1 protein-coding gene is annotated in these 1459 nt (G+C 61.8%); it reads right to left on the reverse strand.

Going from position 1 to position 1459, the window contains the following annotated elements:
* Positions 1-17: 17 nt before the first annotated feature.
* Positions 18-1226 carry an IS110 family RNA-guided transposase gene (locus ACMX2H_RS18910; RefSeq protein WP_462677839.1) on the reverse strand — a complete coding sequence of 403 codons (1209 nt, stop codon included), beginning with the start codon at positions 1224-1226 and terminating at the stop codon, positions 18-20.
* Between the last annotated feature and the right edge of the window lie 233 nt (positions 1227-1459).

A 1459-nucleotide genomic window follows, 5' to 3' on the forward strand; every position in this document is an offset into this window, starting at 1 on the left:
TGATGCTCCTATGGGTGTCAAGGGTGTTGGAGCCATTCTTCGTAGCGGTGGTAGAGCTCGTCGTTGCGCGCGAGTCCGCGTTCGAGCCGTGAGAGAGTGATGGGCCATACCCTGTGGTGGTCGGCGGCTTGTTGAAGACTTATTTTCTTGCTTTGACGCAGCGTGCGTAGCCGCTGACCATCGGGAGCAGGGAGAGGATTGACTAGTTGGCGGTAAAGCTCTCGGGCCACGTAGCGTTTCAGGCAGCGCATGATTTCTTTCTTGCTCAACCCCTCTTGCGTGCGGCGTTCGACGTAGGCCTTGGTCCGCGGGTCGAAAGTCATGCGGGACAGCACGACGCGGTGAAGCGCCCAGTTCGCTTGACGGTCTCCGCCCAGGCTCAGCCGGTGTCGGGTTGTTTGCCCGGACGAGGCAGGCATGGGTGCAACGCCGGCCAGGGCGGCGAACTGGGCTTCGGTTGTGACCCGTTCCGGGTTATCGCCGAAGGTCACGAGCAGTTGGCTGGCGACTTCGGTACCGACGCCTGGCAGATCGCGCAGTGACGGTGCCTGCATCGTCACTAGCTGGTCCAACTCGGCGTCGATCTCCGCTATCTCCCGTTCCAACGTTTGATATCTGAGGCCGAACCGTTTCAGGGTCACCTGCGCTGCGTGCAGCGGGGTGCCGAACTCGCCGGCCGGTCGGAGCCGTGCCAGTGCCTGCATCAGCCTGCCGGCGGTAAGGTCACGGTATCTCGCTCGGACCCGATCGGGGGAGGTTATGAGCAGTGCCTTGGCTTGGACGATGGCGATGTTCCGGGCCTTCATGGCACTGGAGCGTTCGGTACGTAACATCCGCATTGCTTCAACCGCCCCATTGCGGGCCTTCGGCACCGCCTTTGCCCGGCCTGCCAGTACGGCTTGTGCGGCTTGGTAGGCATCAATGGGATCGGACTTGCCCCGCTTCCGGCGGTCCTGCCGGTTTGGTCGGTCGACTTCAATGACCTCGAAGCCGGCCGACGCCAGCGCTCGGGTCAAATCGGCCCCGTAGCTGCCGGTGCCTTCCACGCCGACCCGATCGACCTGCCCCCACCCGGTAATGAACGCAATGATCCGACGGTATCCGGTACCGGATGCGGGGAATTGTCCGTCTGCAAGAGGCTTGCCTTTAGCATCGATCACGGCGACGTGGTGCGTGTCCTTATGCGTATCGATGCCTGCAATGACTTTCCCGTCATCTGTTGTCATCATGAAACCACCCGGTCCTTCGCAGCGCGATTGTGATTGGGTGCGCGTCGGCCGGACGGCAGACAGGACACTAATGGGACGCTTCGGAACAGGCTCCTATGAAGTCATGCTCCTCTGGCCGCCGCGCCTTAAGGGCATGCGGTCGCTGCCAGATCAATTTCAAGGCAAACCCGAAGGCGCCAGTCGGACCCCGAGGCAAACGACCGCATACCCCATTTAAGAGCATTAGTGTC

The sequence above is a fragment of the Arthrobacter sulfonylureivorans genome, assembly GCF_047607445.1.
Classification (GTDB): Bacteria; Actinomycetota; Actinomycetes; order Actinomycetales; family Micrococcaceae; genus Crystallibacter; species Crystallibacter sulfonylureivorans_A.